Genomic DNA, 24,188 nt, shown 5'->3' on the forward strand with positions numbered 1-24,188 from the left:
CCTGCCGCATCGGCGAGAAGAGCGTATTTATCCTCGGGCTATCAGGCTCAAATCCCCGAAATATCCGATCAGAAACAAAAATGCCAATCAGCTTAACTGACTGGCATTAGGCCGCAGCCTCCCTTTTTTGCAGTAACGCTTAGAACAGCACGCGACTACGGATGGTGCCGTTGACGTGTTGCAGCTTCTCCAGCGCCAGGTCGGAGTAGTCGGCGTCGACGTCGATCACCACGTAGCCGACCTTCTCGTTGGTCTGCAGGTACTGGCCGGAGATGTTGATGCCGTTGTCGGCGAACACCTTGTTGATCTCGCTCATCACGCCCGGCACGTTCGCATGGATGTGCAGCAGGCGGTGCTTGCCGGGGTGGGCGGGGAGCGCCACTTCCGGGAAGTTGACCGAGGACACCGAGGTACCGTTGTCGCTGTACTTGACCAGCTTCTCGGCCACTTCCAGGCCGATATTGGCCTGCGCTTCGGCGGTGGAACCACCGATGTGCGGGGTCAGGATCACGTTGTCCAGGCCGCGCAGCGGGCTCTCGAACTCTTCATCGTTGGAGCGCGGCTCGACCGGGAACACGTCGATGGCGGCGCCGATCAGGTGCTTGTCCTTGATCGCATCGGCCAAGGCGTCCAACTCGACCACCGTGCCACGGGCGGCGTTGATCAGGATGCCGCCCTTCTTCATCGCGCGGACTTCCGGCTCGCCGATCATCCACTGGGTGGACGGCAGTTCCGGCACGTGCAGCGAGACGATATCGGCCAGGCCGAGCAGATCGTGCAGCTTGCCGACCTGGGTGGCGTTACCCAGCGGCAGCTTGGTCACTGTGTCATAGAAATACACCTGCATGCCCAACGCCTCGGCCAGCACCGAGAGCTGGGTGCCGATCGAGCCGTAGCCGACGATGCCGAGCTTCTTGCCGCGGATCTCGAAGGAATTGGCCGCGCTTTTGATCCAGCCGCCACGGTGGCAGGAGGCGTTCTTTTCCGGGATGCCGCGCAGCAGCAGGATGGCTTCGGCCAGCACCAGCTCGGCCACCGAGCGAGTGTTCGAATAGGGCGCGTTGAATACCGCGATGCCGCGTTCGCGGGCGGCGTTCAGGTCGACCTGGTTGGTGCCGATGCAGAAGCAGCCGACCGCGACCAGCTTCTTCGCGCAGTCGAAGATCTCTTCGGTCAGTTGAGTGCGCGAGCGAATGCCGATGAAATGGGCGTCGGCGATCTTTTCCTTGAGTTGATCTTCGGGCAGCGAGCCGGTCAGGTACTCAATGTTGGTGTAGCCGGCAGCCTTGATGGTGTCCACGGCGGATTGATGGACGCCTTCCAAGAGAAGGAACTTGATCTTGCTCTTGTCGAGAGAGGTCTTGCTCATCTGAGTACCTGTTGTCCCGGTAAAAATGTCAGGGAAAGCGGACAGCGCGGGCGGCCGAGCCGGCGTGGAGCCGCTGCCGCAAAGCGAGCCGAGGGCACGATTCGCGGGGTGCGTATGCTAGCATGTTCTCCTTTTTCCTTGCTCGGTTGCGACCTGAAACGTTCTCAGGGCGACCATGAATATTGCGAGAGTTCCGCAGATGACCGACGTTGCCCTGATTGAACAGCTGAAGACCCTGGTTGAGCCTGGCAAGGTGCTGACCGACGCCGACTCCCTGAACACCTACGGCAAGGATTGGACCAAGCATTTCGCTCCGGCGCCGCTGGCCATCGTCTTTCCCAAGAGCATCGAGCAGGTGCAGGCCATCGTCCGCTGGGCGAATGACCAGCAGGTCGCGCTGGTGCCTTCGGGTGGCCGTACCGGGCTGTCTGCCGCCGCCGTCGCCGCCAATGGCGAAGTGGTGGTGGCCTTCGATTACATGAACCAGATTCTCGCCTTCAGCGAATTCGATCGCACCGTGGTCTGCCAGCCGGGCGTGGTCACCAAGCAGCTGCAGCTGTACGCCGAAGAACGGGGCCTGTACTACCCGGTGGACTTCGCCTCGGCCGGCTCCAGCCAGATTGGCGGCAATATCGGCACCAATGCCGGCGGCATCAAGGTGATTCGCTACGGCATGACCCGCAACTGGGTGGCCGGGCTGAAAGTCGTCACCGGCAAGGGTGATCTGCTTGAGTTGAACAAAGACTTGATCAAAAACGCCACCGGCTACGACCTGCGGCAGCTGTTCATCGGCGCCGAAGGCACCCTGGGTTTCGTGGTCGAAGCCACCATGCGCCTCGATCGCGCCCCGCAGAACCTCACCGCGATGGTGCTCGGCGCGGCCGATTTCGATTCGATCATGCCGGTGCTGCATGCCTTCCAGAACAAGCTGGACCTGACCGCCTTCGAGTTTTTCTCCGACAAGGCGCTGGCCAAGGTGCTGGCGCGTGGCGATGTGCCGGCGCCGTTCGAAACCGATTGCCCGTTCTATGCACTGCTGGAATTCGAGGCCTGCACCGAGGAAGTCGCCAACGCGGCGTTGGCCACCTTCGAGCATTGCGTCGAGCAGGGCTGGGTGCTCGATGGCGTGATGAGCCAGAGCGAACAGCAGTTGCAGAACCTGTGGAAACTGCGCGAGTTCATCTCCGAGACCATCTCGCACTGGACCCCGTACAAGAACGATATTTCGGTGACCGTGGCGAAAGTTCCGGCCTTCTTGCACGATATCGACGCTATAGTCGGCGAACACTACCCTGACTTCGAGATCGTCTGGTTCGGCCACATCGGCGACGGCAACCTGCACCTGAACATCCTCAAGCCGGACAATTTGAGCAAGGACGAGTTCTTCGCCAAGTGCGCCACGGTGAACAAGTGGGTGTTCGAGATAGTGCAGAAGTACAACGGCTCGATCTCCGCCGAACATGGCGTCGGCATGACCAAGCGCGACTACCTGAGCTACAGCCGTTCGGAAGCCGAGATTGCCTATATGAAGGCGATCAAGGCCGTCTTCGACCCCAATGGCATCATGAACCCGGGCAAGATCTTCGCCTGAGACTTTTACTGTAGGAGCGGGCCATGCCCGCGATGCTTTTCGTCGCCGATTCGCGGGCATGGCCCGCTCCTACGTTCAACTGCATTTGCTCTACAGCACAGGAAAGCAGCGATGAGCTACCAGCATCAATACATCGATGGCACCCGCATCCACTTCCCGCTGGGCAAGGTGGTCTGCATCGGCCGCAACTACGCCGAGCACGCCAAGGAGCTGGATAACCCGGTGCCGAGCGAGCCGCTGTTATTTATCAAGCCGGGCAGCTGCGTGGTGCCGCTGGAGGGGGGCTTCAGCATTCCCGTGGATCGCGGCGCGGTGCATTACGAGGCGGAAATCGCCGTGCTGATCGGCAAACCCTTGTCGCGCACGCCGAACCAGGAAGAGGTGCTGGATGCCATTTCCGGCTTCGCCCCGGCGCTCGACCTGACCCTGCGTGACGTGCAAGCCAGGCTCAAGGAGAAGGGCTATCCCTGGGAAGTCGCCAAGGCCTTCGACGGCGCCTGCGTGCTCGCGCCCTTCGTGCCGGGCAGCGCAATCGAAGACCTGACCGACATCGGCATTCGCCTGAGCATCAACGGCGAAGTGCGCCAGGACGGTAACAGTCGCGACATGCTCAACCCGATACTGCCGATGATCCAACATATCTGCGGCCATTTCAGCCTGCAACCGGGCGACGTGCTGCTGACCGGCACGCCGGTGGGTGTTGGCCCGCTGAGCCAGGGCGATGAGCTGGTGCTGGAGTTGGTCGGACACTCGCGTTTCGTCAGCCGGGTGCTCTGACCCTGGGGTGCGGCGCCAACCGCGCCGGTGAAGGAACCTTAACCGATAAAGGTTAGTCTGAGCCCATATCGTTCAGCCGAGTCGTCGTCGATGCCTGCCTTGCTCTCCCGTTTTCTCCGTCCGCACTGGCTGGCCCTGACCGCCGCGCTGTTCGCCGGCGCCGCGCTGATCGACTACCTGCACTGGGACGCCCGCGCCTACTTCTGGCTCAAGGAGCAGCACCTGTCCAAGGGTGAGCGCGACGCCAGCGTCTGGCTGCCGGGTTACAGCGCGGTGCTCCAGGCCAAGCTGCTGGAAGGGCTGGAAGACGACGAGACCTCGGGCCTGACCTACAACCCGCTCAGCGGCACCCTGTTCACCGTCACTGGCAAGCATCCGCTGCTGGTCGAGCTGTCGCGTCAGGGCGAGGTGCTGCGGCGCATCGAGCTGCTCGGCTTCTCCAACCCCGAGGGCGTTGAGGTGTTGGGCGATGGCCGCCTGGCGATCATCGACGAGCGCACGCGGCAGCTGACGGCCTTCGCCCTGTCCGATGTCGCCGAGAGCATCGATGCGCGCGACCTGGAGTCCTTCGATCTGGGCTTTGCCGATGCCGGCAACAAGGGGTTCGAAGGCATCGCCTGGGATGAGCGCCACCAGCGCCTGCTGCTGGCCAAGGAGCGCAGCCCGCTGGGCCTGTTCAGCCTGCCGTTTCCCGGCGAGGAGGGCGGCGCCGGGGTGATGCAGTCGATGCCGGCCGGGCATCTATTCGTCCGCGATCTGTCGTCGCTGACCGTTGACCCGCGCACTGGCCACACCTTGGTACTGTCCGACGAGTCGCGGCTGTTGCTGGAGCTGGACGAGCAGGGCGAACCGCTCAGCTTTATCAGCCTGATCGGCGGGCTGAATGGCCTGGAACACGGCATCCAGCAGGCCGAGGGCGTGGCCATGGACGAAGCGGGCGATATCTACGTGGTCGGCGAGCCCAATCTCTTCTATGTGTTCCGCAAGGACCCCACCTAACTAGGGCGTTAAGCTTCAATTCGGTGTGGCTATGTTATTTCTAGCGGATCTTGCCCTAGTGAGCTCAACCGAATGCATCGCCTGCTAACCCTGAAGCGCCTGCTGGGCGTCCTGTTGCTGGGCCTGTTGTTGCTGTTGGCGGTGGCGGCTCAGGAGTTCCGCCTGTTCGAGCGGGCCTGGTTCCAAGTGCAGGAATGGCGCCATGGCAGTGAGTGGCGGGCGGTCTCGATCTGGCTGCCGGATTATCGGGTGGTCATCGAGGCGCAGCCGATTGCCGGGCTCGACGATGATGTCTCCGCACTGACCTACGACCCGGACCGCAAGACGCTGTTCACCGTCACCAACCAGAATCCGCAGCTCATCGAGTTGTCGCTGGATGGGCGGATTCTGCGGCGCATTCCCTTGCTGGGGTTTGGCGATCCGGAGGCGATCGAGTACATCAGCCCGGGTCTCTATGTGATCACCGACGAGCGTTTACAGCGTCTGATCAAGGTGCGCCTGGGCGAGGGCTCGGCACCGATCGAGGCTGCCGATGCCCAGCAACTGACGCTGGGCATCGGCCTCAGCGGCAACAAGGGGTTCGAGGGCCTGGCCTACGATCCGGCCGGCGAGCGCCTGTTCGTCGCCAAGGAACGCGACCCGGTGCGCATCTATGAGGTGCACGGCTTTCCCCACACCCATCCAGAGCGCCCCTTCGCCGTGCATGTGGTCGATGACCCCGAGCGCGATGCCGGCCTGTTCGTCCGCGACCTGTCCAGCCTCGACTTCGACCAGCGCAGCGGCCATCTGCTGGCGCTGTCCGATGAGTCGCGGCTGGTGCTGGAGCTGAATGCCGAGGGCCGGCCGATCAGCAGCCTGTCGCTGTTGCGCGGTCAGCACGGGCTGAAGAAATCCGTGCCGCAGGCCGAAGGCATTGCTAGCGACGATGCCGGCACTATCTACCTGGTCAGCGAGCCGAACCTGTTTTACCTGTTCAAGAAGAAGCCCGAGTGATCGGCTGCGGTCGATCAGCGGCGCAGGGTTCTTACCCCGTCCGCGGTGCCCAGCAGCAGCAAGTCGGCTGGGCGTGCGGCGAATAAGCCATTGCAGACCACGCCGACTATGGCGTTGATCTGCGCTTCCAGCTCGCGGGGGTTGCCGATCTGCAGGTTGAACAGGTCGATGATGATATTGCCGTTGTCGGTGGTCACCCCTTCGCGATACACCGGATCGCCGCCGAGCTTGACCAGTTCGCGGGCGACATGGCTGCGGGCCATGGGGATGACTTCCACCGGCAGCGGGAAGGTCCCGAGCAGCGGCACCAGTTTGCTGCCGTCGGCGATGCAGACGAAGGTCTTGGCCACCGCGGCGACGATTTTCTCGCGAGTCAGTGCCGCGCCGCCGCCCTTGATCAGTTCCAGGCGCTCGTTGCTCTCGTCGCAGCCGTCCACGTAGAACTCCAGGTCGCCGATGCTGTTCAGCTCGTAGACTGGAATGCCGTGGCCTTTCAGGCGCTGTGCGGTGGCTTCCGAGCTGGCCACGGCGCCGTCGAAGGCGGCTTTGTGCTGGGCCAGGGCGTCGATAAAGCAGTTGGCGGTGGAGCCGGTGCCGACCCCGACGATGCTCTTGTCATCGAGTTGTGGAAGGATGAAGTCGACAGCGGCCTGCGCCACTGCCTGTTTGAGCTGATCCTGAGTCATGCGGGCTCCACGGCGAACGGAAAAACTGAAGGCGCGGATTATAGCGGTATGGCGCGGCAAAACCCCGGGATTCGTATGGTCGTTCGGCGGACGCCTGGGGTAGACTCCGTGATCCCTGCAAGCCTGCCTGCGATGCCTCCCGATGCTCGAACAGTACGTCAAAAAAATCCTTACCTCGCGGGTCTATGACATCGCGGTGGAAACTCCCCTGCAATCTGCTCATCAGCTGTCCGAGCGCCTCGGCAACCAGGTCCTGCTCAAGCGCGAAGACCTGCAGCCGGTGTTCTCCTTCAAGATTCGCGGCGCTTACAACAAGCTGGCGCAATTGACCGCGGTGGAGCTTGCGCGCGGGGTGGTGACTGCCTCGGCGGGTAATCACGCCCAGGGCGTGGCCCTGGCGGCGAAGGAGCTGGGCATCAAGGCGACCATCGTCATGCCCAAGACCACCCCGGAGATCAAGGTGCATGGCGTGCGCTCGCGCGGCGGCAAGGTGGTGCTGCATGGCGATTCCTTCCCCGAGGCGCTGGCCTATTCGCTGAAGCTGGTCGAGGAAAAGGGCTACGTCTACATCCACCCTTACGACGACCCGCACACCATCGCCGGCCAGGGCACGGTGGCCATGGAAATCCTGCGCCAGCATCCCGGCCAACTGGACGCGATCTTCGTTCCGGTCGGCGGCGGTGGGCTGATCGCCGGGATCGCCGCCTACGTCAAATACCTGCGCCCGGAGATCAAGGTGATCGGCGTCGAGCCGGACGACTCCAACTGCCTGCAAGCGGCGATGGCCGCCGGCGAGCGCGTGGTGCTGAGCCAGGTCGGCTTGTTCGCCGATGGCGTGGCGGTGGCGCAAATCGGCAAGCACACCTTCGATATCTGCCGCGACTATGTCGACGAGGTGCTGACGGTCAGCACCGACGAGATCTGTGCGGCGATCAAGGACATCTACGACGACACTCGCTCGATCACCGAGCCGGCCGGCGCCCTGGGCGTGGCGGGGATCAAGAAATACGTCGAGCGTGAAGGCTGCAGCGGCCAGGTGCTGGTGGCCATCGATTCGGGCGCCAACGTCAACTTCGACCGCCTGCGGCATGTCGCCGAGCGCGCCGAGCTGGGTGAGGGTCGCGAGGCGATCATCGCCGTGACCATTGCGGAGAAACCGGGCAGTTTCAAGGCGTTCTGCGAGGCCATCGGCAAGCGCCAGATCACCGAGTTCAATTACCGCTACCACAGCGACAAAGAGGCGCACATCTTCGTCGGTGTGCAGACCCACCCGGAGACCGACCCGCGGGAGGCGCTGGTGAAAAACCTGCAGGTGCAGGGTTTCCCGGTGCTCGACCTGACCGACAACGAACTGGCCAAGCTGCATATCCGCCACATGGTCGGCGGCCATGCGGTGCGGGTCAGCGATGAGGTGGTGTATCGCTTCGAGTTCCCCGAGCGGCCGGGTGCGCTGTTCAACTTCCTGCACAAGCTCGGCGGGCGCTGGAACATCTCGATGTTCCACTACCGCAACCACGGCGCCGCCGATGGGCGTGTGGTGGTCGGCCTGCAAGTGCCGACGGGCGAGCGCCATCTGGTGCCGACGGCGCTGGGGGAGATCGGCTATCCGTACTGGGATGAGAGCGATAACCCGGCCTATCAACTGTTTCTCGGTTAAGCACCTGCGGGCGGCCTTCTAGGCTCAATAAGATTATTGACAGGGATGCAATGATGGATCACTACCTGCTGCTGAAGATTCTCCACAGTCTGCCCGCCGTCCTGCTGCCGCTCGGTGTGATTGCCCATCTCGTGCTGCTATGGAAGGCCCAGCGGCGCGGCGAGCCGGGCGTACTGCTCCGCAAGCTGCGCCGCACTCGCCTGATCAGCCTGCCGGTCATGGGCGTGTTGGCCGTGACGCTGCCCGTCAGCGGCTGGCAGTTGGTGCATGGGGTCGGCTGGCCGCTGGGCCAGTTCTGGCTGCTCGGCAGTGCCGTGCTGTTTGGCCTGCTGGTCTTCTTCGGCCTGCTGCTGGCCGGTCGCCTGGCCGCCTGGGAAGCGCTGGGCGATACGCCGGCGCCGCAGCGGCTGCTGCGTTTCAATCTGGCTTACGCCGCGGTGATCCTGCTGCTCCTGCTGGCGATTCTCGGCCTGATGGGGGCGAAACCGGCCTGATCTAGCGCAGGGAGATCACCGGCCAGCCACGGCGCTCGGCCTCGGCCCGCAGCTTCGGGTCGGGGTCGACGGCGATCGGACGGCTGACTTGCTCCAAGAGCGGCAAATCGTTCATCGAATCGCTATAGAAGCAGCTGCCTTCCAGGTCAAAGCCGTTTTCCTGCAGCCAACGGTTGAGGCGGGTGACCTTGCCTTCGCGAAAACACGGCACGTCGGTCATGCGCCCGGTATAGCGACCGTCAGCCAGCTCGCACTCGGTCGCCAGCAGGGTGTCGACGCCCAGGCGCGCGGCGATCGGCGCGGTGACGAAGCGGTTGGTGGCGGTGATGATCAGCAGCTTGTCGCCGGCCGCGCGGTGTTCGGCCAGCAGCGCTTCGCCCTTGGCCAGGATGATCGGCTCGATGCAGTCGCGCATGAACTCGCGATGCCATTGCTCGAGTTGCGCCATCTCGCTACAGCCAAGAATCTCCAGGCTGAAGTTCAGGTAATCGGTGATATTCAGGCGCCCGGCCAGGTAGTCCTGATAAAACGCATCGTTGCGCGCTTTATAGGCCACGCCGTCGAGAATCCCGCGCGCACACAGGTAATCGCCCCAGGCGTGGTCGCTGTCGCCGGCCAACAAGGTGTTATCAAGATCGAATAAAGCCAGGCGCATGTTAGATTCTCGCTGCACTAGTTGAAGCCGGGGGCTGGAAAAGGCCCACAGAATACGAGCTTTCGCCCAGCCTGCCCATAAGGTGGGCAGTCGCGTTGCTGCTGTCACGACCTTTGTGAAAGAATGCCGAAACAAGCGTTTACGAGGTCGTGTGCCGTGATCGATTCTGATGGTTTTCGCCCGAATGTCGGCATCATTCTGACCAATGATGTCGGTCAGGTGCTGTGGGCGCGTCGTATTAATCAGGATGCCTGGCAGTTTCCGCAAGGCGGGATCAATGATCACGAGTCGCCGGAAGAGGCGCTGTATCGCGAATTGAACGAAGAAGTCGGCCTGGAACAGCACGATGTGCAGATTCTTGCCTGCACCCGTGGCTGGTTGCGTTATCGTCTGCCGCAACGTTTAGTCCGTACCCACAGTCAGCCGTTGTGCATCGGGCAGAAACAGAAGTGGTTCCTCCTGCGTCTGAAGTCTGCCGAAGAGCGGGTGCGCATGGATCTGACCAGCAAGCCGGAGTTCGATGGCTGGAAATGGGTCAGCTACTGGTACCCGTTGGGCCAGGTGGTGACATTCAAACGCGAGGTCTACCGCCGCGCGCTCAAGGAACTAGCGCCGCGCCTGTTGGCGCGCGACTGACTACGCTGTACCACTGACTAAGGAGCCGACCCCGAGCCATGCTCAACACGCTGCGCAAGATCGTCCAGGAAGTAAACTCCGCCAAGGATCTCAAGGCGGCGCTGACGATCATTGTGCAGCGGGTCAAGGAGGCCATGGGCAGCCAGGTCTGCTCGGTTTACCTGCTCGACCCGGAAACCAATCGCTTCGTGCTGATGGCCACCGAGGGTTTGAACAAGCGCTCGATCGGCAAGGTCAGCATGGCTCCGAGCGAAGGCCTGGTCGGCCTGGTCGGCACCCGCGAGGAGCCGCTCAACCTGGAAGACGCCGCCAGCCACCCGCGCTTCCGCTACTTCGCCGAAACCGGCGAGGAACGCTACGCCTCCTTCCTTGGCGCGCCGATCATCCACCATCGGCGGGTGGTGGGCGTGTTGGTGATCCAGCAAAAGGAGCGCCGGCAGTTCGACGAGGGCGAAGAAGCCTTCCTGGTGACCATGAGCGCCCAGCTCGCCGGGGTCATCGCGCACGCCGAGGCCACCGGCTCGATCCGCGGCCTGGGCAAGCAGGGCAAGGGTATCCAGGAAGCCAAGTTCATCGGCGTCGCGGGCTCGCCGGGTGCGGCCGTGGGGACTGCGGTGGTCATGTTGCCGCCGGCCGACCTGGAAGTGGTGCCGGACAAAACCGTCGAGGATATCGCAGCCGAGCTGCTGCTGTTCAACAACGCCCTCGAAGCGGTGCGCGCAGACATGCGGGCGCTGTCGGCCAAGCTGGCGACCCAGCTGCGCCCGGAAGAGCGCGCGCTGTTCGACGTCTACCTGATGATGCTCGACGACGCCGCCCTGGGTAGCGAAGTGACCACGGTGATCAAGACCGGTCAGTGGGCGCAGGGCGCATTGCGCCAGGTGGTCGGCGAGCACGTCAGCCGCTTTGAGTTGATGGACGACGCCTACCTGCGCGAGCGCGCCTCGGACGTCAAGGACCTCGGCCGCCGGCTGTTGGCCTATCTGCAACAGGCGCGGCAGCAGACCCTGGTCTACCCGGATAACACCATTCTGGTCAGCGAGGAGCTGTCGCCGGCGATGCTTGGCGAAGTGCCGGAAGGCAAGCTGGTCGGCCTGGTCTCGGTGCTCGGTTCGGGTAACTCGCATGTGGCGATTTTCGCCCGGGCCATGGGTATTCCCACGGTCATGGGCGCGGTCGACCTGCCCTATTCGAAAATCGATGGCATTCAACTGATCATCGATGGTTACCACGGTGAAGTCTTCACCAACCCCAGCGAAGTGCTGCGCAAGCAATACGCCGAGGTGGTCGAGGAAGAACGCCAGCTGACCCAGGGCCTGAGTGCGCTGCGCGCGCTGCCGTGCGAGACCCTGGATGGCCACCGCATGCCGTTGTGGGTGAATACCGGCCTGCTCGCCGATGTGGTGCGTGCCCAGGAGCGGGGTGCCGAAGGCGTGGGGCTGTATCGCACCGAAGTGCCGTTTATGATCAAGGACCGCTTTCCCAGCGAGAAAGAGCAGCTGGCGATCTATCGCGAGCAGCTGGCGGCTTTCCATCCGCTGCCGGTGACCATGCGCAGCCTGGATATCGGCGGTGACAAGGCACTGTCGTATTTCCCGATCAAGGAAGACAACCCTTTCCTCGGCTGGCGCGGCATTCGTGTGACCCTCGACCACCCGGAAATCTTCCTGGTGCAGACCCGCGCGATGCTCAAGGCCAGCGAGGGGCTGAATAACCTGCGCATCCTGCTGCCGATGATCTCCGGCACCCATGAGCTGGAAGAGGCGTTGCACCTGATCCACCGCGCCTGGGGCGAGGTGCGCGACGAAGGCACCGATGTGCCGCTGCCACCGGTCGGGGTGATGATCGAAATTCCCGCGGCGGTCTATCAGGTGCGCGAACTGGCGCGCCAGGTCGACTTCCTTTCGGTCGGCTCGAATGACCTGACGCAATATTTATTGGCGGTGGACCGCAACAACCCGCGGGTCGCCGATCTCTACGACTTCCTGCATCCGGCGGTGCTGCAGGCGCTGCAGTTGGTGGTCGATGGCGCCCATGCCGAAGGCAAACCGGTGAGCATCTGCGGCGAGATGGCCGGCGACCCGTCGTCGGCGGTGCTGCTGATGGCCATGGGGTTTGACAGCCTGTCGATGAACGCCACCAACCTGCCCAAGGTGAAATGGCTGCTGCGGCAGATCAGCCTGAGCAAAGCCAAGGAACTGCTGGCACAGCTGATGAGCTTCGACAATCCGCAGGTCACCCACAGCGCCCTGCACCTGGCCTTGCGCAATCTCGGCCTGAGCCGGGTACTCAATCCCGCGGCGATGATTCAGGCCTAAGCGGCGTACTGTCTTGATGGAACAATCGGTTTTGCTGGGGCAGTCGGCTTTGCTGGCGCAAGCGGCTCAGCCGTTGTCGCTGTGCTTGCTGGCCAAGCTGCGGCTGTCGGCGGCCAGCGCGCTGGTCTGTCAGGGGCCGAGCCTCTGGCTGGTGGCCGACGATGCGCTGAGCCTGCAGCACTACAGCCTGACCGGTGCCTGGTTGGCTGAGCAGGCGCTGCTACCCGGCGAGCTGCCCGAAGACGCCAAGCTGCGCAAAAAACTCAAAGCGGATTTCGAGGCGTTGCTGCTGTTGCCCGATGGCGCCTTGCTGGCGCTCGGCTCTGGTTCGACCAAGCGGCGCCGTCGCGGTTGTCTGATCCGGGGCGGAGTCGTTCGCGTCATCGACCTCGGCCCGCTGTACCTGAAGCTCGCCGAGCATTTCCACGAGCTGAATCTGGAAGGCGCAGTGGTGCACGGCGGGCAGTTGCTGTTGGCGCAGCGCGGCAATGGGGTGGGCGGGGAAAATGCCTTGGTGTTTCTCGACCTGCAACAAGCCCTGGACGACCTCGACAGTGGCCAGTTAAGCGCGAGTGCTCTGTTGCGCATCCTGCCGTTGCAGCTGGCGGAATTGGACGGCGTGCCACTGAGCCTGACCGACCTCAGCGTGGATCCCGCCGGACGCCTGTATTTCAGCGCCGCAGCCGAAGCCACCGACTCCAGCTACCTGGACGGCGCCTGCGTCGGCAGTGTGCTCGGACGTTTCGATCAGGATTTCAACATCGTGCAGCTGGCTCGACTGGAACCACGAGTGAAGATCGAAGGCTTGGCCTTCCAGGCCGACGGCCGTTTGCTGTTGGTGGCCGATGCCGACGACCCGAGGATTGCGGCGCCGCTGTTTGCCCTGGATGGCCTTGGCGACAGGCTGCTCTAACACTCCAGGCTGACCTCGCCCAGATGCGCGCCATAAGGCCCAAAACTGCGCTCGACCAGTTGCCGCCGGCCATCGGCCTGGACGATCAGCGCGCTGCTGGCGCGCGTGCCGTAGTTGGGGCCGGCGATGAAAATGCTCGAGAGCAGTCGTTCGGTGGCCAAGCCGAGGCCGGTGTCCGGTAGGGAGGCTTCCGGTGCCTGCTGCGGATCGCCCAGAATCCCCAGTAATGTCGGCGCTTGCGGCGGGTCGAGGCATTCGGCGAGCGCCGCCTTGGCGCGCCGCACCTTCGGCCAGGGCGTATTCAGATTGGCATTGGACAGCCCGTAGATACCGCTGCCCAACCGCAGCGGCGCGCCTTCGTGAGAGTTGAAATGCCAGAGTTCGTGGGTGCTACCGACCAGTAGATTGAACCCGGCGTAGTCGCTCGCCCGTTGGGCGAGCTCGGCTAAAAAGGCTTCAGGCGATTGCGGGCCGCGAAGAAACTGTGCCACCAACTCTCCCCGCGAGCGGCCAATCTGTGGCTGGCGCGCGACGCGGATATTGGTCAGCGCGGCGAAACGGCCTTGCGGACCGATGCCCAGCCAGGTGCCGCCGGCCTCCAGGTCGCGCCCGGCGATCACCCCGGGGGCATCCTCCCAGGCGCCGAGCGGCAGGCTCGGACGGGCATAGAATTCGTCACGGTTGGCGGCGAGCACCAGGGGGATGGCATGCCCCGGGCGCCAGGCGAATACGATCAAACACATAGAGGCTCCTTGGAGAGCCTCACTGTACGAGAAGCGCGTCGTGGCATCCATAGTCGCGGTGGAGGGGTGGGGGCGCATCCGTTACCATGCCGCATGGTTTTTCGGGGGTGTCGATGGAATTTCTGCTCTATTTGCTGCTGGGAGCTGGTGCCGGTGTGCTCGCCGGGCTGTTCGGCGTGGGTGGCGGGCTAATCATAGTGCCGGTGCTGGTGTTCAGCTTCACCGCCCAGGGCTTCGATGCGTCGATCCTCACCCACCTGGCGGTCGGTACCTCCTTGGCGACCATCATCTTCACCTCGATCAACGCGGTGTTGGAGCATCAGCGCAAGGGGGCGGTGCGCTGGCCGATCTTCGCCTGGATGACCCTCGGGATTCTGCTCGGCGCCGGTTTCGGTGCGCTGACGGCGACGGCGATCAACGGGCCGCTGCTGCAGCAGGTCATCGGTGTATTCGCGATCATCATCGCGCTGCAGATGGCCCTGGAGCTGAAACCTCAAGCCAGTCGCGGTGTCCCAGGCAAGCTCGGTTTGAGTGCGGCCGGTGTGCTGATCGGTTGGGCCTCGGCAATTTTCGGCATCGGCGGCGGCTCCTTGACCGTGCCCTTCCTGAGCTGGCGCAGCGTGCCGATGCAGCAGGCGGTGGCCACCTCGTCCGCCTGTGGCTTGCCGATCGCCGCGGCCAGTGCGCTGAGTTTTATGCTGTTGGGCTGGCACGATCCGCTGCTGCCGCCGTGGAGCCTGGGCTTCGTCTATCTGCCGGCGCTGGCCGGGATTGCCATCACCAGTATGCTGTTTGCCCGCTTTGGCGCGCGCCTGGCGCATAAATTGTCGCCGCGCTTGCTCAAGCGTTTGTTCGCCCTGCTGCTGCTTTGCGTGGGCACGAGTTTCTTGATTTAAGGAGTCCACATGCTGGCTTACCCGCAAATCGACCCGGTGGCGCTGGCCATCGGCCCGCTGAAAATCCACTGGTACGGGTTGATGTACCTGGTCGGCATCGGCGGCGCCTGGCTGCTGGCCTCGTACCGGTTGCAGCGTTTCGACCCGGGCTGGAGCAAGGAGAAACTCTCCGACCTGGTGTTCTGGGTGGCCATGGGCGTGATACTCGGCGGGCGGTTGGGCTACGTGTTGTTCTACGACCTGCAGGCCTATATCGCCAATCCGCTGCTGATCTTCGAGGTCTGGAAGGGCGGCATGTCGTTCCACGGCGGCTTTATCGGCGTGATGCTGGCGACCTGGTGGTTCGGTAAGCGCAACGGCAAGAGCTTCTTCGAGCTGATGGACTTTATCGCGCCGCTGGTGCCAATTGGGCTGGGCGCCGGGCGGATCGGCAACTTCATCAATGCCGAGCTGTGGGGCAAGGCCACCGATGTACCCTGGGCGATGATCTTTCCGACCGACCCGGCGCAGCTGCCGCGCCATCCGTCGCAGCTCTATCAATTCGCCCTCGAAGGCGTGGCGCTGTTCCTGGTGCTCTGGGCGTTCTCGCGCAAACCGCGGCCGACCATGGCGGTCTCCGGCATGTTCGCGCTGTGCTACGGCTTGTTCCGCTTTATCGTCGAGTTCGTCCGCGTGCCGGATGCCCAGCTGGGTTACCTGGCCTTCGGTTGGCTGACCATGGGCCAGGTGCTCTGTGCGCCGATGATTCTCGGCGGTATAGGCCTGCTGGTCTGGGCTTATCGTCGCCCCGCCGCTGCACCACCCATTACTCGGGGAGCCGCACAATGAAACAGTACCTCGAGCTGATGCGTCTGGTGCGCGAGACCGGCACCTTCAAGCCCGACCGCACCGGCACCGGCACCTACAGCCTGTTCGCCCAGCAGATGCGCTTCAACCTGGCCGATGGCTTTCCGCTGGTGACCACCAAGAAGTGCCACCTGAAATCCATCATTCATGAGCTGCTGTGGTTCCTCCAGGGCGACACCAATATCAAGTACCTGCAGGACCACGGCGTGCGTATCTGGGACGAGTGGGCCGACGAAAACGGCGACCTCGGCCCGGTGTACGGCTACCAGTGGCGCAACTGGCCGGCGCCGAACGGCGGCTCGATCGACCAGATCGGCAAGCTGATCGAGATGCTCAAGAACAACCCGGACTCGCGCCGACTGATCGTCTCCGCCTGGAACCCGGCGCTGGTCGATGAAATGGCTCTGCCACCCTGTCACGCGCTGTTCCAGTTCTACGTCGCCGAGGGCAGGCTCAGCTGCCAGCTGTATCAGCGTTCGGCCGACATTTTCCTCGGCGTGCCCTTCAATATCGCCAGCTACGCGCTGCTGACCCTGATGGTGGCACAGGTCTGCGACCTCGAACCGGGCGAGTTCATCTGGACCGGCGGCGACTGCCACCTGTACGCCAACCATCTGGAGCAGGCCGATCTGCAACTGTCGCGCGAGCCGCTGCCGTTGCCGACCATGCAGCTGAATCCGGCGGTGAAGGATCTGTTCGCCTTCAAGTTCGAGGACTTCGAGCTGGTCGGCTATCAGGCGCACCCGCATATCAAAGCGCCGGTCGCGGTCTGAGGTCTGCACCGCCTCTGCATGGGGCGGTTGGATCAATAACGACCACCCAGCCTTGTCTGGGCTACGCGCTGCTATCTCGCTCTGCGCGGGCGAACTCGATAAAGGCCCTGAGCGCGGCAGGAACCTGGCGCCTGCTGGGGTAGTAGAGGTGCAGGCCGGGGTAGTGCGGACACCAGTCGCCTAGCACCTGCAGCAGGCGGCCGTCGGCGATCTGTTCGGCGACCATCTCCTCGAACACATAGGCGAGACCGCTGCCGTGTAGCGCCGGGCCGAGCATCAGGCCGACTTCATCCAGGGTCAGTGGGCCATCCACTTCGATTTCCTGGGCGATGCCGGCGCGCGCGAACTCCCAGCGATACAGCACCCCGCTGGGAAAACGGTGGCGAATGCAGGGTAAACCGTGCAAGTCCTCGGGCTTTTGCGGCATGCCATGGCGCTGGATGAATGCTGGTGAACCGACCACCACCGAGCGCATGGCGGGGCCGATGGGCAGGGACACCATATCGGCCTCCAGGCGTTCGCCGAAGCGCACCCCGGCATCGAAACCGGCAGACACCACATCCGCCAGGGCGTCGTTGACGCAGACCTCGACCCGCACATCGGCAAAGGTGTCGAGGAAGCGTTGGATCAGCGGCAGCAGCACCAGTTGCACTGCGGGGCGGCCGGCGTTGATGCGCAGGGTTCCCGTCGGTGTGTCGCGGAACTGGTTGAGGTCTTCCAGGGCGTCATCGATATCGCGGAACGCCGGTTTAATCCGCGCATGCAAGCGCTCTCCTGCCTCGGTAAGGGCCACGCTGCGGGTGGTGCGGTTGAACAACCTGAGCCCCAGGCGTTGTTCCAGTGCGCGCAGGGCATGGCTGAGCGCGGATGGCGACTGGTTCAGTTCGACCGCGGCGCGGCTGAAGCTGAGGTGCCTGGCAATGCACAGGAAGATCGCAAGATCAGAGGCGGAGACTGGTTTCATTTGTGAATTTTTCTCAAAAGCCCATGCTGTTTTGTTCGGATTATCACATCAATAGTTAGGTTCTAGAGTGACGTCAACTCATCGAGATAACCCCGCATGCGGCGGGTGCTCAAACAGGAGGAGTTGATATGCGTACTTGGTTGATTACTGGCGCGTCCCGAGGTTTTGGTGCCCTGATCGCAGAACAGGCATTGATCGCTGGTGATGCGGTGATTGCAACTGCCCGCAACCCGGCGGATGTCACCGCGCGCCTGGGGGCACAGCCCAATCTGCTGGCCGTACGCCTGGACGTCACCCGCGAGGACGAGGCCCTGCAGGCCGTTGCTGCGGGCATCAAGCACTTCGGGCGACTCGATGTGCTGGTCAACAATGCCGGCTACGGTCTGCTGGGCGCGGTGGAGGAAACCAGCGCCGCCGAAGCCGAGCGGCTGTTCGCCACCAATGTGTTCGGCTTGCTCAATGTGACCCGTGCGGTACTGCCGCAGATGCGTCGGCAGCGCAGTGGGCATGTGATCAATATCTCGTCCATTGGCGGCTACCAGGCTTACCTGGGCTGGGGCGTTTACGGTGCGACCAAGTTTGCCGTGGAAGGGATCAGCGAAGCGCTATCGCAGGAACTCGCGCCCCTGGGTATCCACGCCACCGTGGTTGAGCCGGGGTTCTTTCGCACCGATTTTCTCGATGCCCAGTCGCTGGTCAAGACTGCTCTGGAGCTGCCTGACTACGAGGAAACGGTGGGGGCCATGCGCCGCTTCGCACACGGCGCCAACCATGCTCAGCCCGGTGATCCGGCCAAGCTGGCGGGCGCGATCCTGGCGCTGGTGAACGCGCCGAATCCACCCCAGCGCCTGCCGTTGGGTAGCGATACGGTGGCGCGGATCGACGCCAAGAATCGTCTGGTAGAAGCGGAGCTGGCGCAGTGGGCGTCCTTGGCATTGTCCACGGATTTTGGCGCCTGAGCCCCGGCCTTCAAGAGTCAGTCGAACTGCTGCGCCAGGCGCTTCACCTGCTCCTGGCGCTCGTTGTCTTCAAGTGCGGCGCCGGGGTTGAGTGACGACCACTCGGGGTGGGCGCGGGCCCTGTTCAGGGCATCCGGCAGCTTGCCTTCACGCCAGCTGGTGTCCTGCGGGGTGGCTAGGCTGATGGCCTCGACCGCCGCATGGCCGCGGGCCTCCAGCGCCTGCAGCAGTTGTTGTTGGCGCAGGGCGAGCAGGCGCAGCACGGCGTCGTCCACGGTCAGCTCGCGCTGGCCCTTGAGCTTGTCCTTCAGCCGCGCGCCATAGCCGCGCAGGGTCTGCGCGCTGCCGCCGAGTAGCGCACCGAGGGCGGCGGCCGCGCCCAGGGTGATGCCGCCGACCAGCAGGTCGACGCCCACGCCGGTGGCCGCGCCAGCGGCCATGCCGCCGCCGACCTTGATGCCGAGCTGCTTGAGGCTTTCCGGGTTGAACAGGTCGTCGCCCCAGCGGCCATCGAGCAACGGCAGGTCGCCGGCCTTGGCGTCGTCCTGGCGGAAGGCATACAGGCGCAGCAGGGCGTCCACGCAGCCTTGTTCGCGTTGGCGGATGCACTGATGCAGTTCGCGGATCGCTCCTTGTTCCAGCGCGCTTTGCGCGGCCACGCTGCGCCGGCAGGCGGCGCAGTCCAGCAGCAGTTCGGCGATCAGCCGCGCGCCGCTGCTTTTGCGCAATTGGCGTTGCGCCTGGTGATCGTCGATCAAGCGTTGCAGTTGCGGGCGGGCTTTTTCCTGCAGCAGCGCCAGGCTGTCGTACAGGCGGCGCTCGCCATCCAGTGGCGGCGCGACGCTGTCAAAACACACCAGGGCATGCAGGCCCAGACGGGCCAGGGCGTCGCGCCAGTCATCCTCGCGGTGGTTGTGCCCGGCGACAAAATTCAGCACCGGCAGCAAGGGGCGGCCGCACATGGCCAGCACCGCCAGCTCGTCGCGGTATTTGGCCAGCACCGGTTCGCGGGCATCGATCACATAGAGGCCGGCATCCGAGGCCAGCAGCTGGCGCAGCACCTTGGCCTCCTGCTCGAAACGCTGGCGCGCCTCGCTGCCGTCGAGAAAGCGCGCCAGCAGTGCCGGGCCGTCCAGGCGTTCGCCGGGGCGCTCCAGCCGTTCCAGATAGTCGAGCAGGGCGATGGCGTCTTCCAGGCCGGGGGTGTCGTACAACTCCAGCAGCGCCTGCCCGTCCACCGACAGCCGTGCGCCCTCGACATGGCGGGTGGTGCTGGGGCGATGGGACACCTCGCCGAAGTCGACGTCGCGGGTCAGGGTGCGCAGCAGCGAGGTCTTGCCGACATTGGTATGGCCGACCACGGCCAGTTTCAGCGCTTTAGTCATGGCCATGCTCCAGCCAGCTGAGCGGCGCGCTGTCGCTATGGCTGAGCTGTAGTTGCTCCAGCGCGCGGTGCCAGTCGCCCAGGCGCGCGCTGTCGAGGGCTTCACCGGGCGGCGGCTGCAACAGCCAGATCCGGGTGGCGGCTGCGCTACGCGCCAGTTCGCCGAGCAGCGCCAGGCTGCCGCGGTCTGGCGAACGGCGCGGGTCGCAGGCAATCAGCAGGCGCGCCGGGGGGAAGCGGCTGAGCTGGTCGAGCAGCTGTTTGCGCTGCTCGCGGCTGTCGATCACCCCGGCGTCGCCGATGCCCTTGGGCAAGGCGGGCGGCCAGCTGCGCTGCGGGTCCAGCTCGATGGCCACCAGCAGCGCGCCCTGGCTGCCTTCCCCGTGGCTGCCAGCCTGGGGCTGATGCAGCTGGCTGGGGGCGGCATCGCACACACCGAGGCGTTCGCTGCTCGGTTGCAGGCGTTCGCGCAGCAGGCTGTAGCCGGGCAGGCTGAGGTCCAGACTGAGATCCGCGTAACCACGTTGCCAGCGCCACAGGCAGAGCAGCAACAGCAGCAGGCGCGGCAGTACGCCGTAAACCAGCAGCACGCCGACCAGCCAGGCGGCCCAGGCCTGCCGGGCGCTCTCGACGGCCAGCGGACTAGCGCCGCTGGCGCGGATCAGTTCGGCATCCGGCAAGGCAAACCCCAGTAGCGCGGGGAATGCGCCGAGCCCCTGGGTCAGCGCGACAAAGGTCTCGCTGCCGAGGATGGTGGTCTCCCAGACAAAGCCATAGCGGCGAGTGGCCAACAGGGCCAACAGGCTGAGCAGCGCAATCAGTAGCGCCACTAGCCAGAGGCCATGCACCAGCAGACCCAGAGCCCAGCGGCTGAGACGCTGGCGTTGCAGCAAGAGCAGCAGGGCCGGCGCGAGCTGCGCGGCCTGGGCGTCTCGTGCGAGTTTTTCACTCAGCCATAGCCAGAGCCGACCCAGCGTACCGCCGCCGTCCCCGGCGAATACCAGACCCAAGGCCCAGCCGAGCAGCATCAGCAGGTGCAAGCCGAGCAGGCTGCCCAGCGCCCAGAACACATTGACCGGCCGTTGTCCGTCGCCCAGTGCGGCGAGCGCCAGGCCGGCGCCGCTCAATAGCGCCAGGCCCAGCAGGACGATCAGTGCCAGCCGCGCGCCTTGGCGCCAATGCTGCAATGCGCCGAGCAAGCCATCGCGTTGCGCCAGCCATAGCGCACGGGTCTCGATGCGGCTGGCCAGGTCGCCGCCCGCGGCCTGGGCGCGGCGGTTGGCTTCGCGATCCTCCAGCGGGCCGGCGTGCTCTTCGCGCAGGCGCACGGCTTCGGTGAGCCAGAGGCGTTCCAGGGAGGACAGGGCGTGGGTGGGGCGGTTCGGCTCGGTCACGTGGCGGCTCGTGTTTGGGCTGTGCCCAGAGGATAACCACTCGGGGCCAGCCCATCATCCGTTTGCTTTCTTTCCGGTCCCCGGAGCCGTTATCCTCGCGGCCATGAAAAAAACACTCCCCCTCTGCCTCATCGCCGCCCTCGCCGACAACCGCGTGATCGGTCGCGACAATCAACTGCCCTGGCATTTGCCGGCGGATCTCAAACACTTCAAGGTGTTGACCCTCGGCAAGCCGATCATCATGGGCCGCAAGACCTGGGACTCCCTCGGTCGGCCGTTGCCGGGTCGCCTCAATCTGGTGGTCAGCCGTCAGCCGGGTCTGCGCCTGGAAGGCGCCGAAGTCTTCCCGTCGCTGGAGGCGGCGCTGATCCGTGCCGAAGCCTGGGCGCGCGCGGAGGATGCCGAAGAGCTGATGCTGATCGGCGGGGCGCAGTTGTACGAGCAAGGGTTGCGGCTGGCTGAGCGGCTGTACCTGACCCGTGTCGCGCTGAGCCCTGAGGGTGACGCCTGGTTCCCTGAATATGCGGACAACGACTGGCGCATGGCTTCCAGCATCGAGCATGAGGCAACGGCAGAAACACCGGGCTATGCCTTTGAGGTGTGGGAGCGGCGCTGAGGAGGCTGTCAGTTGGTCGGTTGAGATGCAGGCCGTGGCCCGGTTTGCATCCGGTTACGGGATGAGGTCGATCAGCTCGCCGCGCACGCCCTGGTCGTCCACATGCAGCAGGCCGACGGAGATGGGCAGTTTGAAGCGCCTCGGTCCGGCACTGCCGGGGTTGAGGTAGAGCACGCCGTTGCGCTCTTCCCGTTTGGGTTTGTGGGAGTGGCCGCTGACCACCACACGAATGCCTTCGGCGGCGGGATCGAGCCTCAGCTCGGCCAGGTCGTGTAGCAGATAGAGCGAGACGCCCGCCAGGTTCAGCTTGAGGTGCTCCGGCAAGCTGCTTACCCACTCGCCTCGATCGTTATTACCGCGCACCACGCTCAGTGGCGCGAGCTCGCGCAGGGTGTCGAGGATTTCCGCTTTGCCGATATCGCCGGCATGGAGGATATGCTCGCAGCCTTGTAGGGCAGCCAGTGCCTCGGGACGCAGCAGGCCGTGGGTGTCGGAGATCAGGCCGATTTTCACGTGGGTCTTCATGGGCTGATTCCCCTCTCGCCTTTTTCATAAAGGGTAGAAAGCAAAAGCCCGGCATGCTGCCGGGCTTTTGTTTTGCCGGGTGCTTACGGCATCAGCTTGTCGAGCATCGCCTTGTCGCGTACCGCACCCTTGTCGGCGCTGGTGGCGAGCAGGGCGTAGGCCTTGAGCGCGGTAGTCACCTTGCGTGGGCGTTTTTCCACCGGCTTCCAGCCGAGCTTGTCCTGCTCGTGACGGCGGTGGGCCAGTTCCTCATCGCTGACCAGCAGGTTGATGCTGCGGTTGTGGATGTCGATCAGGATCTTGTCGCCTTCACGCACCAGGCCGATGGCACCCCCGGCTGCCGCTTCCGGCGAGGCGTGGCCGATGGACAGGCCCGAGGTGCCGCCGGAGAAACGCCCATCGGTCAGCAGTGCGCAGGCTTTGCCCAGGCCCTTGGATTTCAGGTAGCTGGTGGGGTAGAGCATTTCCTGCATGCCGGGGCCGCCTTTCGGGCCTTCGTAACGGATGATGACTATGTCGCCGGCTTTCACTTCGTCGGCGAGGATGCCGCGTACGGCGCTGTCCTGGCTCTCGAAGATCTTGGCGTTGCCTTCGAAGACGTGGATCGATTCGTCGACACCGGCGGTTTTCACCACGCAGCCGTCGCGGGCGATGTTGCCGTAGAGCACGGCAAGTCCACCCTCCTGGGAATAAGCGTGCTCGACGCTGCGGATGCAGCCCTCAGCGCGGTCGTCGTCGAGGGTTTCCCAACGGGTCGACTGGCTGAACGCGGTCTGGGTCGGGATGCCCGCCGGGCCGGCCTTGAAGAAGCGGTGCACGGCTTCATCGGCGGTCTGGGTGATGTCCCACTGGGCGATGGCGTCGGCCATGGTCTTGCTGTGCACGGTCGGCAGCTCGGTGTGCAGCAGGCCGCCACGGGCCAGTGAGCCGAGGATGCTCATGATGCCGCCGGCGCGGTGCACGTCTTCCATGTGGTACTTCTGGATGTTCGGCGCCACCTTGCACAGCTGCGGGACTTGGCGCGACAGTCGGTCGATGTCGCGCAGGTCGAAGTCGATCTCGGCTTCCTGGGCGGCGGCCAGCAGGTGCAGGATGGTGTTGGTCGAGCCGCCCATGGCGATATCCAGGCTCATGGCGTTTTCGAACGCCTGGAAGCTGGCGATATTGCGCGGCAGGGCCGATTCGTCGCCGTCCTGGTAATAGCGTTTGCACAGCTCGACCACGGTGCGCCCGGCCTGCAGGAACAACTGCTCGCGGTCGCTGTGGGTGGCCAGGGTCGAGCCGTTGCCGGGCAGGGCCAGGCCGAGGGCTTCCATCAGGCAGTTCATCGAGTTGGCGGTGAACATGCCGGAGCAGGAACCGCAGGTCGGGCAGGCGCTGCGCTCGTACTCGGCGACCTTTTCGTCGGAGGCGCTTTCGTCGGCGGCGATCACCATGGCATCGACCAGGTCCAGGCCATGGCTGGCCAGCTTGGTCTTGCCGGCTTCCATCGGGCCGCCGGAGACGAAGATCACCGGAATGTTCAGGCGCAGGGAGGCCATCAACATGCCGGGGGTGATCTTGTCGCAGTTGGAGATACAGACAATCGCATCCGCACAGTGGGCGTTGACCATGTATTCGACAGAGTCGGCGATGATCTCGCGGCTCGGCAGCGAATAGAGCATGCCGTCGTGGCCCATGGCGATGCCGTCGTCGACGGCTATGGTGTTGAATTCCTTGGCGACGCCGCCGGCCCGCTCGATCTCGCGGGCGACCAGCTGGCCGAGGTCCTTCAGGTGCACGTGGCCGGGCACGAACTGGGTGAAGGAGTTGGCGATGGCGATGATCGGCTTCTTGAAGTCCTCGTCCTTCATCCCGGTGGCACGCCAAAGGGCTCGGGCGCCGGCCATGTTGCGGCCGTGGGTGGAGGTTTTCGAGCGATAGTCAGGCATGGTAGTTCCTGCGGCTAATCAGGTAGCGGATATATGCGTATGGTGAGCGTCGCTTGGATCGGAAGCAAA

Annotated in this window: 23 protein-coding genes; 14 read left to right on the top strand and 9 right to left on the bottom strand. The window is 64.3% G+C overall.

Annotation, left to right across the window (positions count from 1 at the left end):
• Positions 1–139: 139 nt before the first annotated feature.
• Positions 140–1,369: a phosphoglycerate dehydrogenase gene (gene serA / locus FFS13_RS11625; RefSeq protein ID WP_137819253.1), complete on the bottom strand. Its 1,230-nt coding sequence runs from the start codon at positions 1,367–1,369 to the stop codon at positions 140–142.
• A 199-nt stretch (positions 1,370–1,568) separates the two neighbouring features.
• Here serA and FFS13_RS11630 point away from each other — a divergent pair, with 199 nt between their 5' ends.
• The 4 genes from FFS13_RS11630 (at position 1,569) to FFS13_RS11645 (ending at position 5,729) form a co-directional block, all read left to right on the top strand.
• On the top strand, positions 1,569–2,960 hold the full coding sequence (locus tag FFS13_RS11630) for an FAD-binding oxidoreductase (protein ID WP_171006472.1): 1,392 nt from the start codon (positions 1,569–1,571) through the stop codon (positions 2,958–2,960).
• A 111-nt stretch (positions 2,961–3,071) separates the two neighbouring features.
• A complete protein-coding gene (locus tag FFS13_RS11635; RefSeq protein ID WP_137819255.1) occupies positions 3,072–3,737 on the top strand; it encodes a fumarylacetoacetate hydrolase family protein in 666 nt (221 codons plus the stop codon).
• 90 nt (positions 3,738–3,827) lie between these two features.
• Positions 3,828–4,736, top strand: a complete 909-nt coding sequence (locus tag FFS13_RS11640) for an SdiA-regulated domain-containing protein (RefSeq protein WP_137819256.1) — start codon at positions 3,828–3,830, stop codon at positions 4,734–4,736.
• A gap of 72 nt (positions 4,737–4,808) precedes the next feature.
• Positions 4,809–5,729 (top strand): SdiA-regulated domain-containing protein, encoded by a 921-nt coding sequence (locus FFS13_RS11645; protein ID WP_137819257.1) that lies wholly within the window; start codon positions 4,809–4,811, stop codon positions 5,727–5,729.
• Positions 5,730–5,743: 14 nt separating this feature from the next.
• Here the strand turns inward: FFS13_RS11645 and rpiA are convergent, their stop codons facing one another.
• Positions 5,744–6,415 (bottom strand): ribose-5-phosphate isomerase RpiA, encoded by a 672-nt coding sequence (rpiA, locus tag FFS13_RS11650; protein WP_137819258.1) that lies wholly within the window; start codon positions 6,413–6,415, stop codon positions 5,744–5,746.
• Between the two features lie 142 nt (positions 6,416–6,557).
• On the opposite strand from rpiA, the gene ilvA reads away from it, so the two are divergent.
• A complete protein-coding gene (gene ilvA / locus FFS13_RS11655) occupies positions 6,558–8,072 on the top strand; it encodes a threonine ammonia-lyase, biosynthetic (protein WP_137819259.1) in 1,515 nt (504 codons plus the stop codon).
• Positions 8,073–8,125: 53 nt separating this feature from the next.
• Complete coding sequence (locus tag FFS13_RS11660; protein ID WP_137819260.1) at positions 8,126–8,566, top strand: DUF2269 family protein; 441 nt, start codon at positions 8,126–8,128, stop codon at positions 8,564–8,566.
• 1 nt (position 8,567) lies between these two features.
• Here the strand turns inward: FFS13_RS11660 and FFS13_RS11665 are convergent, their stop codons facing one another.
• Positions 8,568–9,221, bottom strand: a complete 654-nt coding sequence (locus FFS13_RS11665; protein ID WP_137819261.1) for an HAD family phosphatase — start codon at positions 9,219–9,221, stop codon at positions 8,568–8,570.
• 156 nt (positions 9,222–9,377) lie between these two features.
• Between FFS13_RS11665 and FFS13_RS11670 the strand changes: the two genes are divergently transcribed.
• The 3 genes from FFS13_RS11670 to FFS13_RS11680 are packed head-to-tail and all read left to right on the top strand — an operon-like array spanning position 9,378 to position 13,088.
• Positions 9,378–9,857 carry an RNA pyrophosphohydrolase gene (locus FFS13_RS11670; RefSeq protein ID WP_119952845.1) on the top strand — a complete coding sequence of 160 codons (480 nt, stop codon included), beginning with the start codon at positions 9,378–9,380 and terminating at the stop codon, positions 9,855–9,857.
• A gap of 38 nt (positions 9,858–9,895) precedes the next feature.
• On the top strand, positions 9,896–12,175 hold the full coding sequence (gene ptsP / locus FFS13_RS11675; RefSeq protein ID WP_137819262.1) for a phosphoenolpyruvate--protein phosphotransferase: 2,280 nt from the start codon (positions 9,896–9,898) through the stop codon (positions 12,173–12,175).
• 16 nt (positions 12,176–12,191) lie between these two features.
• Positions 12,192–13,088 (top strand): SMP-30/gluconolactonase/LRE family protein, encoded by an 897-nt coding sequence (locus FFS13_RS11680; protein ID WP_137819263.1) that lies wholly within the window; start codon positions 12,192–12,194, stop codon positions 13,086–13,088.
• Here FFS13_RS11680 and FFS13_RS11685 read toward each other — a convergent pair.
• Positions 13,085–13,831 (bottom strand): NRDE family protein, encoded by a 747-nt coding sequence (locus FFS13_RS11685; protein ID WP_137819264.1) that lies wholly within the window; start codon positions 13,829–13,831, stop codon positions 13,085–13,087. The genes FFS13_RS11680 and FFS13_RS11685 overlap by 4 nt on opposite strands.
• A gap of 113 nt (positions 13,832–13,944) precedes the next feature.
• Here FFS13_RS11685 and FFS13_RS11690 point away from each other — a divergent pair, with 113 nt between their 5' ends.
• Genes FFS13_RS11690 through FFS13_RS11700 form a run of 3 tightly spaced genes read left to right on the top strand, consistent with a single transcriptional unit; the run spans position 13,945 to position 16,346 of the window.
• On the top strand, positions 13,945–14,727 hold the full coding sequence (locus FFS13_RS11690) for a sulfite exporter TauE/SafE family protein (protein WP_137819265.1): 783 nt from the start codon (positions 13,945–13,947) through the stop codon (positions 14,725–14,727).
• A gap of 9 nt (positions 14,728–14,736) precedes the next feature.
• Positions 14,737–15,555 carry a prolipoprotein diacylglyceryl transferase gene (lgt, locus tag FFS13_RS11695; RefSeq protein ID WP_137819266.1) on the top strand — a complete coding sequence of 273 codons (819 nt, stop codon included), beginning with the start codon at positions 14,737–14,739 and terminating at the stop codon, positions 15,553–15,555.
• Entirely contained in the window at positions 15,552–16,346 is a 795-nt protein-coding gene (locus FFS13_RS11700) for a thymidylate synthase (protein ID WP_137819267.1), read from the top strand. Before lgt ends, FFS13_RS11700 begins: the two co-directional genes overlap by 4 nt.
• A gap of 61 nt (positions 16,347–16,407) precedes the next feature.
• On the opposite strand, the gene FFS13_RS11705 is transcribed toward FFS13_RS11700, so the two are convergent.
• Positions 16,408–17,310 carry a LysR family transcriptional regulator gene (locus FFS13_RS11705; protein WP_137819268.1) on the bottom strand — a complete coding sequence of 301 codons (903 nt, stop codon included), beginning with the start codon at positions 17,308–17,310 and terminating at the stop codon, positions 16,408–16,410.
• 128 nt (positions 17,311–17,438) lie between these two features.
• Here FFS13_RS11705 and FFS13_RS11710 point away from each other — a divergent pair, with 128 nt between their 5' ends.
• Positions 17,439–18,269, top strand: a complete 831-nt coding sequence (locus tag FFS13_RS11710) for an oxidoreductase (protein WP_137819269.1) — start codon at positions 17,439–17,441, stop codon at positions 18,267–18,269.
• Between the two features lie 17 nt (positions 18,270–18,286).
• Here FFS13_RS11710 and FFS13_RS11715 read toward each other — a convergent pair whose 3' ends face one another.
• Complete coding sequence (locus FFS13_RS11715; RefSeq protein ID WP_137819270.1) at positions 18,287–19,654, bottom strand: GTPase/DUF3482 domain-containing protein; 1,368 nt, start codon at positions 19,652–19,654, stop codon at positions 18,287–18,289.
• The gene (locus tag FFS13_RS11720; RefSeq protein WP_137819271.1) at positions 19,647–21,047 is read right to left on the bottom strand and encodes a DUF2868 domain-containing protein; all 1,401 of its coding nucleotides are present in this window, start codon (positions 21,045–21,047) and stop codon (positions 19,647–19,649) included. Before FFS13_RS11720 ends, FFS13_RS11715 begins: the two co-directional genes overlap by 8 nt.
• A 103-nt stretch (positions 21,048–21,150) precedes the next feature.
• On the opposite strand from FFS13_RS11720, the gene FFS13_RS11725 reads away from it, so the two are divergent.
• Positions 21,151–21,663, top strand: coding sequence for a dihydrofolate reductase (locus FFS13_RS11725; RefSeq protein ID WP_171006473.1), 513 nt, complete (start codon positions 21,151–21,153; stop codon positions 21,661–21,663).
• A gap of 54 nt (positions 21,664–21,717) precedes the next feature.
• Here FFS13_RS11725 and FFS13_RS11730 read toward each other — a convergent pair whose 3' ends face one another.
• Together FFS13_RS11730 and ilvD are read right to left on the bottom strand one after the other, a co-directional pair.
• Positions 21,718–22,188 (bottom strand): metallophosphoesterase family protein, encoded by a 471-nt coding sequence (locus FFS13_RS11730; RefSeq protein ID WP_137819272.1) that lies wholly within the window; start codon positions 22,186–22,188, stop codon positions 21,718–21,720.
• 83 nt (positions 22,189–22,271) lie between these two features.
• Positions 22,272–24,119 carry a dihydroxy-acid dehydratase gene (ilvD, locus tag FFS13_RS11735; RefSeq protein ID WP_137819273.1) on the bottom strand — a complete coding sequence of 616 codons (1,848 nt, stop codon included), beginning with the start codon at positions 24,117–24,119 and terminating at the stop codon, positions 22,272–22,274.
• Positions 24,120–24,188 lie beyond the last annotated feature (69 nt).

The organism is Pseudomonas sp. 2FG, from assembly GCF_005502935.1.
In the GTDB taxonomy this organism is placed as follows: Bacteria; Pseudomonadota; Gammaproteobacteria; order Pseudomonadales; family Pseudomonadaceae; genus Aquipseudomonas.

Coding starts and splice junctions, on each gene's coding strand:
- serA (WP_137819253.1), bottom strand. CDS start 1,369: ATGAGCAAGACCTCTCTCGACAAGAGCAAGATCAAGTTCCTTCTCTTG.
- FFS13_RS11630 (WP_171006472.1), top strand. CDS start 1,569: ATGACCGACGTTGCCCTGATTGAACAGCTGAAGACCCTGGTTGAGCCT.
- FFS13_RS11635 (WP_137819255.1), top strand. CDS start 3,072: ATGAGCTACCAGCATCAATACATCGATGGCACCCGCATCCACTTCCCG.
- FFS13_RS11640 (WP_137819256.1), top strand. CDS start 3,828: ATGCCTGCCTTGCTCTCCCGTTTTCTCCGTCCGCACTGGCTGGCCCTG.
- FFS13_RS11645 (WP_137819257.1), top strand. CDS start 4,809: ATGCATCGCCTGCTAACCCTGAAGCGCCTGCTGGGCGTCCTGTTGCTG.
- rpiA (WP_137819258.1), bottom strand. CDS start 6,415: ATGACTCAGGATCAGCTCAAACAGGCAGTGGCGCAGGCCGCTGTCGAC.
- ilvA (WP_137819259.1), top strand. CDS start 6,558: ATGCTCGAACAGTACGTCAAAAAAATCCTTACCTCGCGGGTCTATGAC.
- FFS13_RS11660 (WP_137819260.1), top strand. CDS start 8,126: ATGGATCACTACCTGCTGCTGAAGATTCTCCACAGTCTGCCCGCCGTC.
- FFS13_RS11665 (WP_137819261.1), bottom strand. CDS start 9,221: ATGCGCCTGGCTTTATTCGATCTTGATAACACCTTGTTGGCCGGCGAC.
- ptsP (WP_137819262.1), top strand. CDS start 9,896: ATGCTCAACACGCTGCGCAAGATCGTCCAGGAAGTAAACTCCGCCAAG.
- FFS13_RS11680 (WP_137819263.1), top strand. CDS start 12,192: ATGGAACAATCGGTTTTGCTGGGGCAGTCGGCTTTGCTGGCGCAAGCG.
- FFS13_RS11685 (WP_137819264.1), bottom strand. CDS start 13,831: ATGTGTTTGATCGTATTCGCCTGGCGCCCGGGGCATGCCATCCCCCTG.
- FFS13_RS11690 (WP_137819265.1), top strand. CDS start 13,945: ATGGAATTTCTGCTCTATTTGCTGCTGGGAGCTGGTGCCGGTGTGCTC.
- lgt (WP_137819266.1), top strand. CDS start 14,737: ATGCTGGCTTACCCGCAAATCGACCCGGTGGCGCTGGCCATCGGCCCG.
- FFS13_RS11700 (WP_137819267.1), top strand. CDS start 15,552: ATGAAACAGTACCTCGAGCTGATGCGTCTGGTGCGCGAGACCGGCACC.
- FFS13_RS11705 (WP_137819268.1), bottom strand. CDS start 17,310: ATGAAACCAGTCTCCGCCTCTGATCTTGCGATCTTCCTGTGCATTGCC.
- FFS13_RS11710 (WP_137819269.1), top strand. CDS start 17,439: ATGCGTACTTGGTTGATTACTGGCGCGTCCCGAGGTTTTGGTGCCCTG.
- FFS13_RS11715 (WP_137819270.1), bottom strand. CDS start 19,654: ATGACTAAAGCGCTGAAACTGGCCGTGGTCGGCCATACCAATGTCGGC.
- FFS13_RS11725 (WP_171006473.1), top strand. CDS start 21,151: ATGAAAAAAACACTCCCCCTCTGCCTCATCGCCGCCCTCGCCGACAAC.
- FFS13_RS11730 (WP_137819272.1), bottom strand. CDS start 22,188: ATGAAGACCCACGTGAAAATCGGCCTGATCTCCGACACCCACGGCCTG.
- ilvD (WP_137819273.1), bottom strand. CDS start 24,119: ATGCCTGACTATCGCTCGAAAACCTCCACCCACGGCCGCAACATGGCC.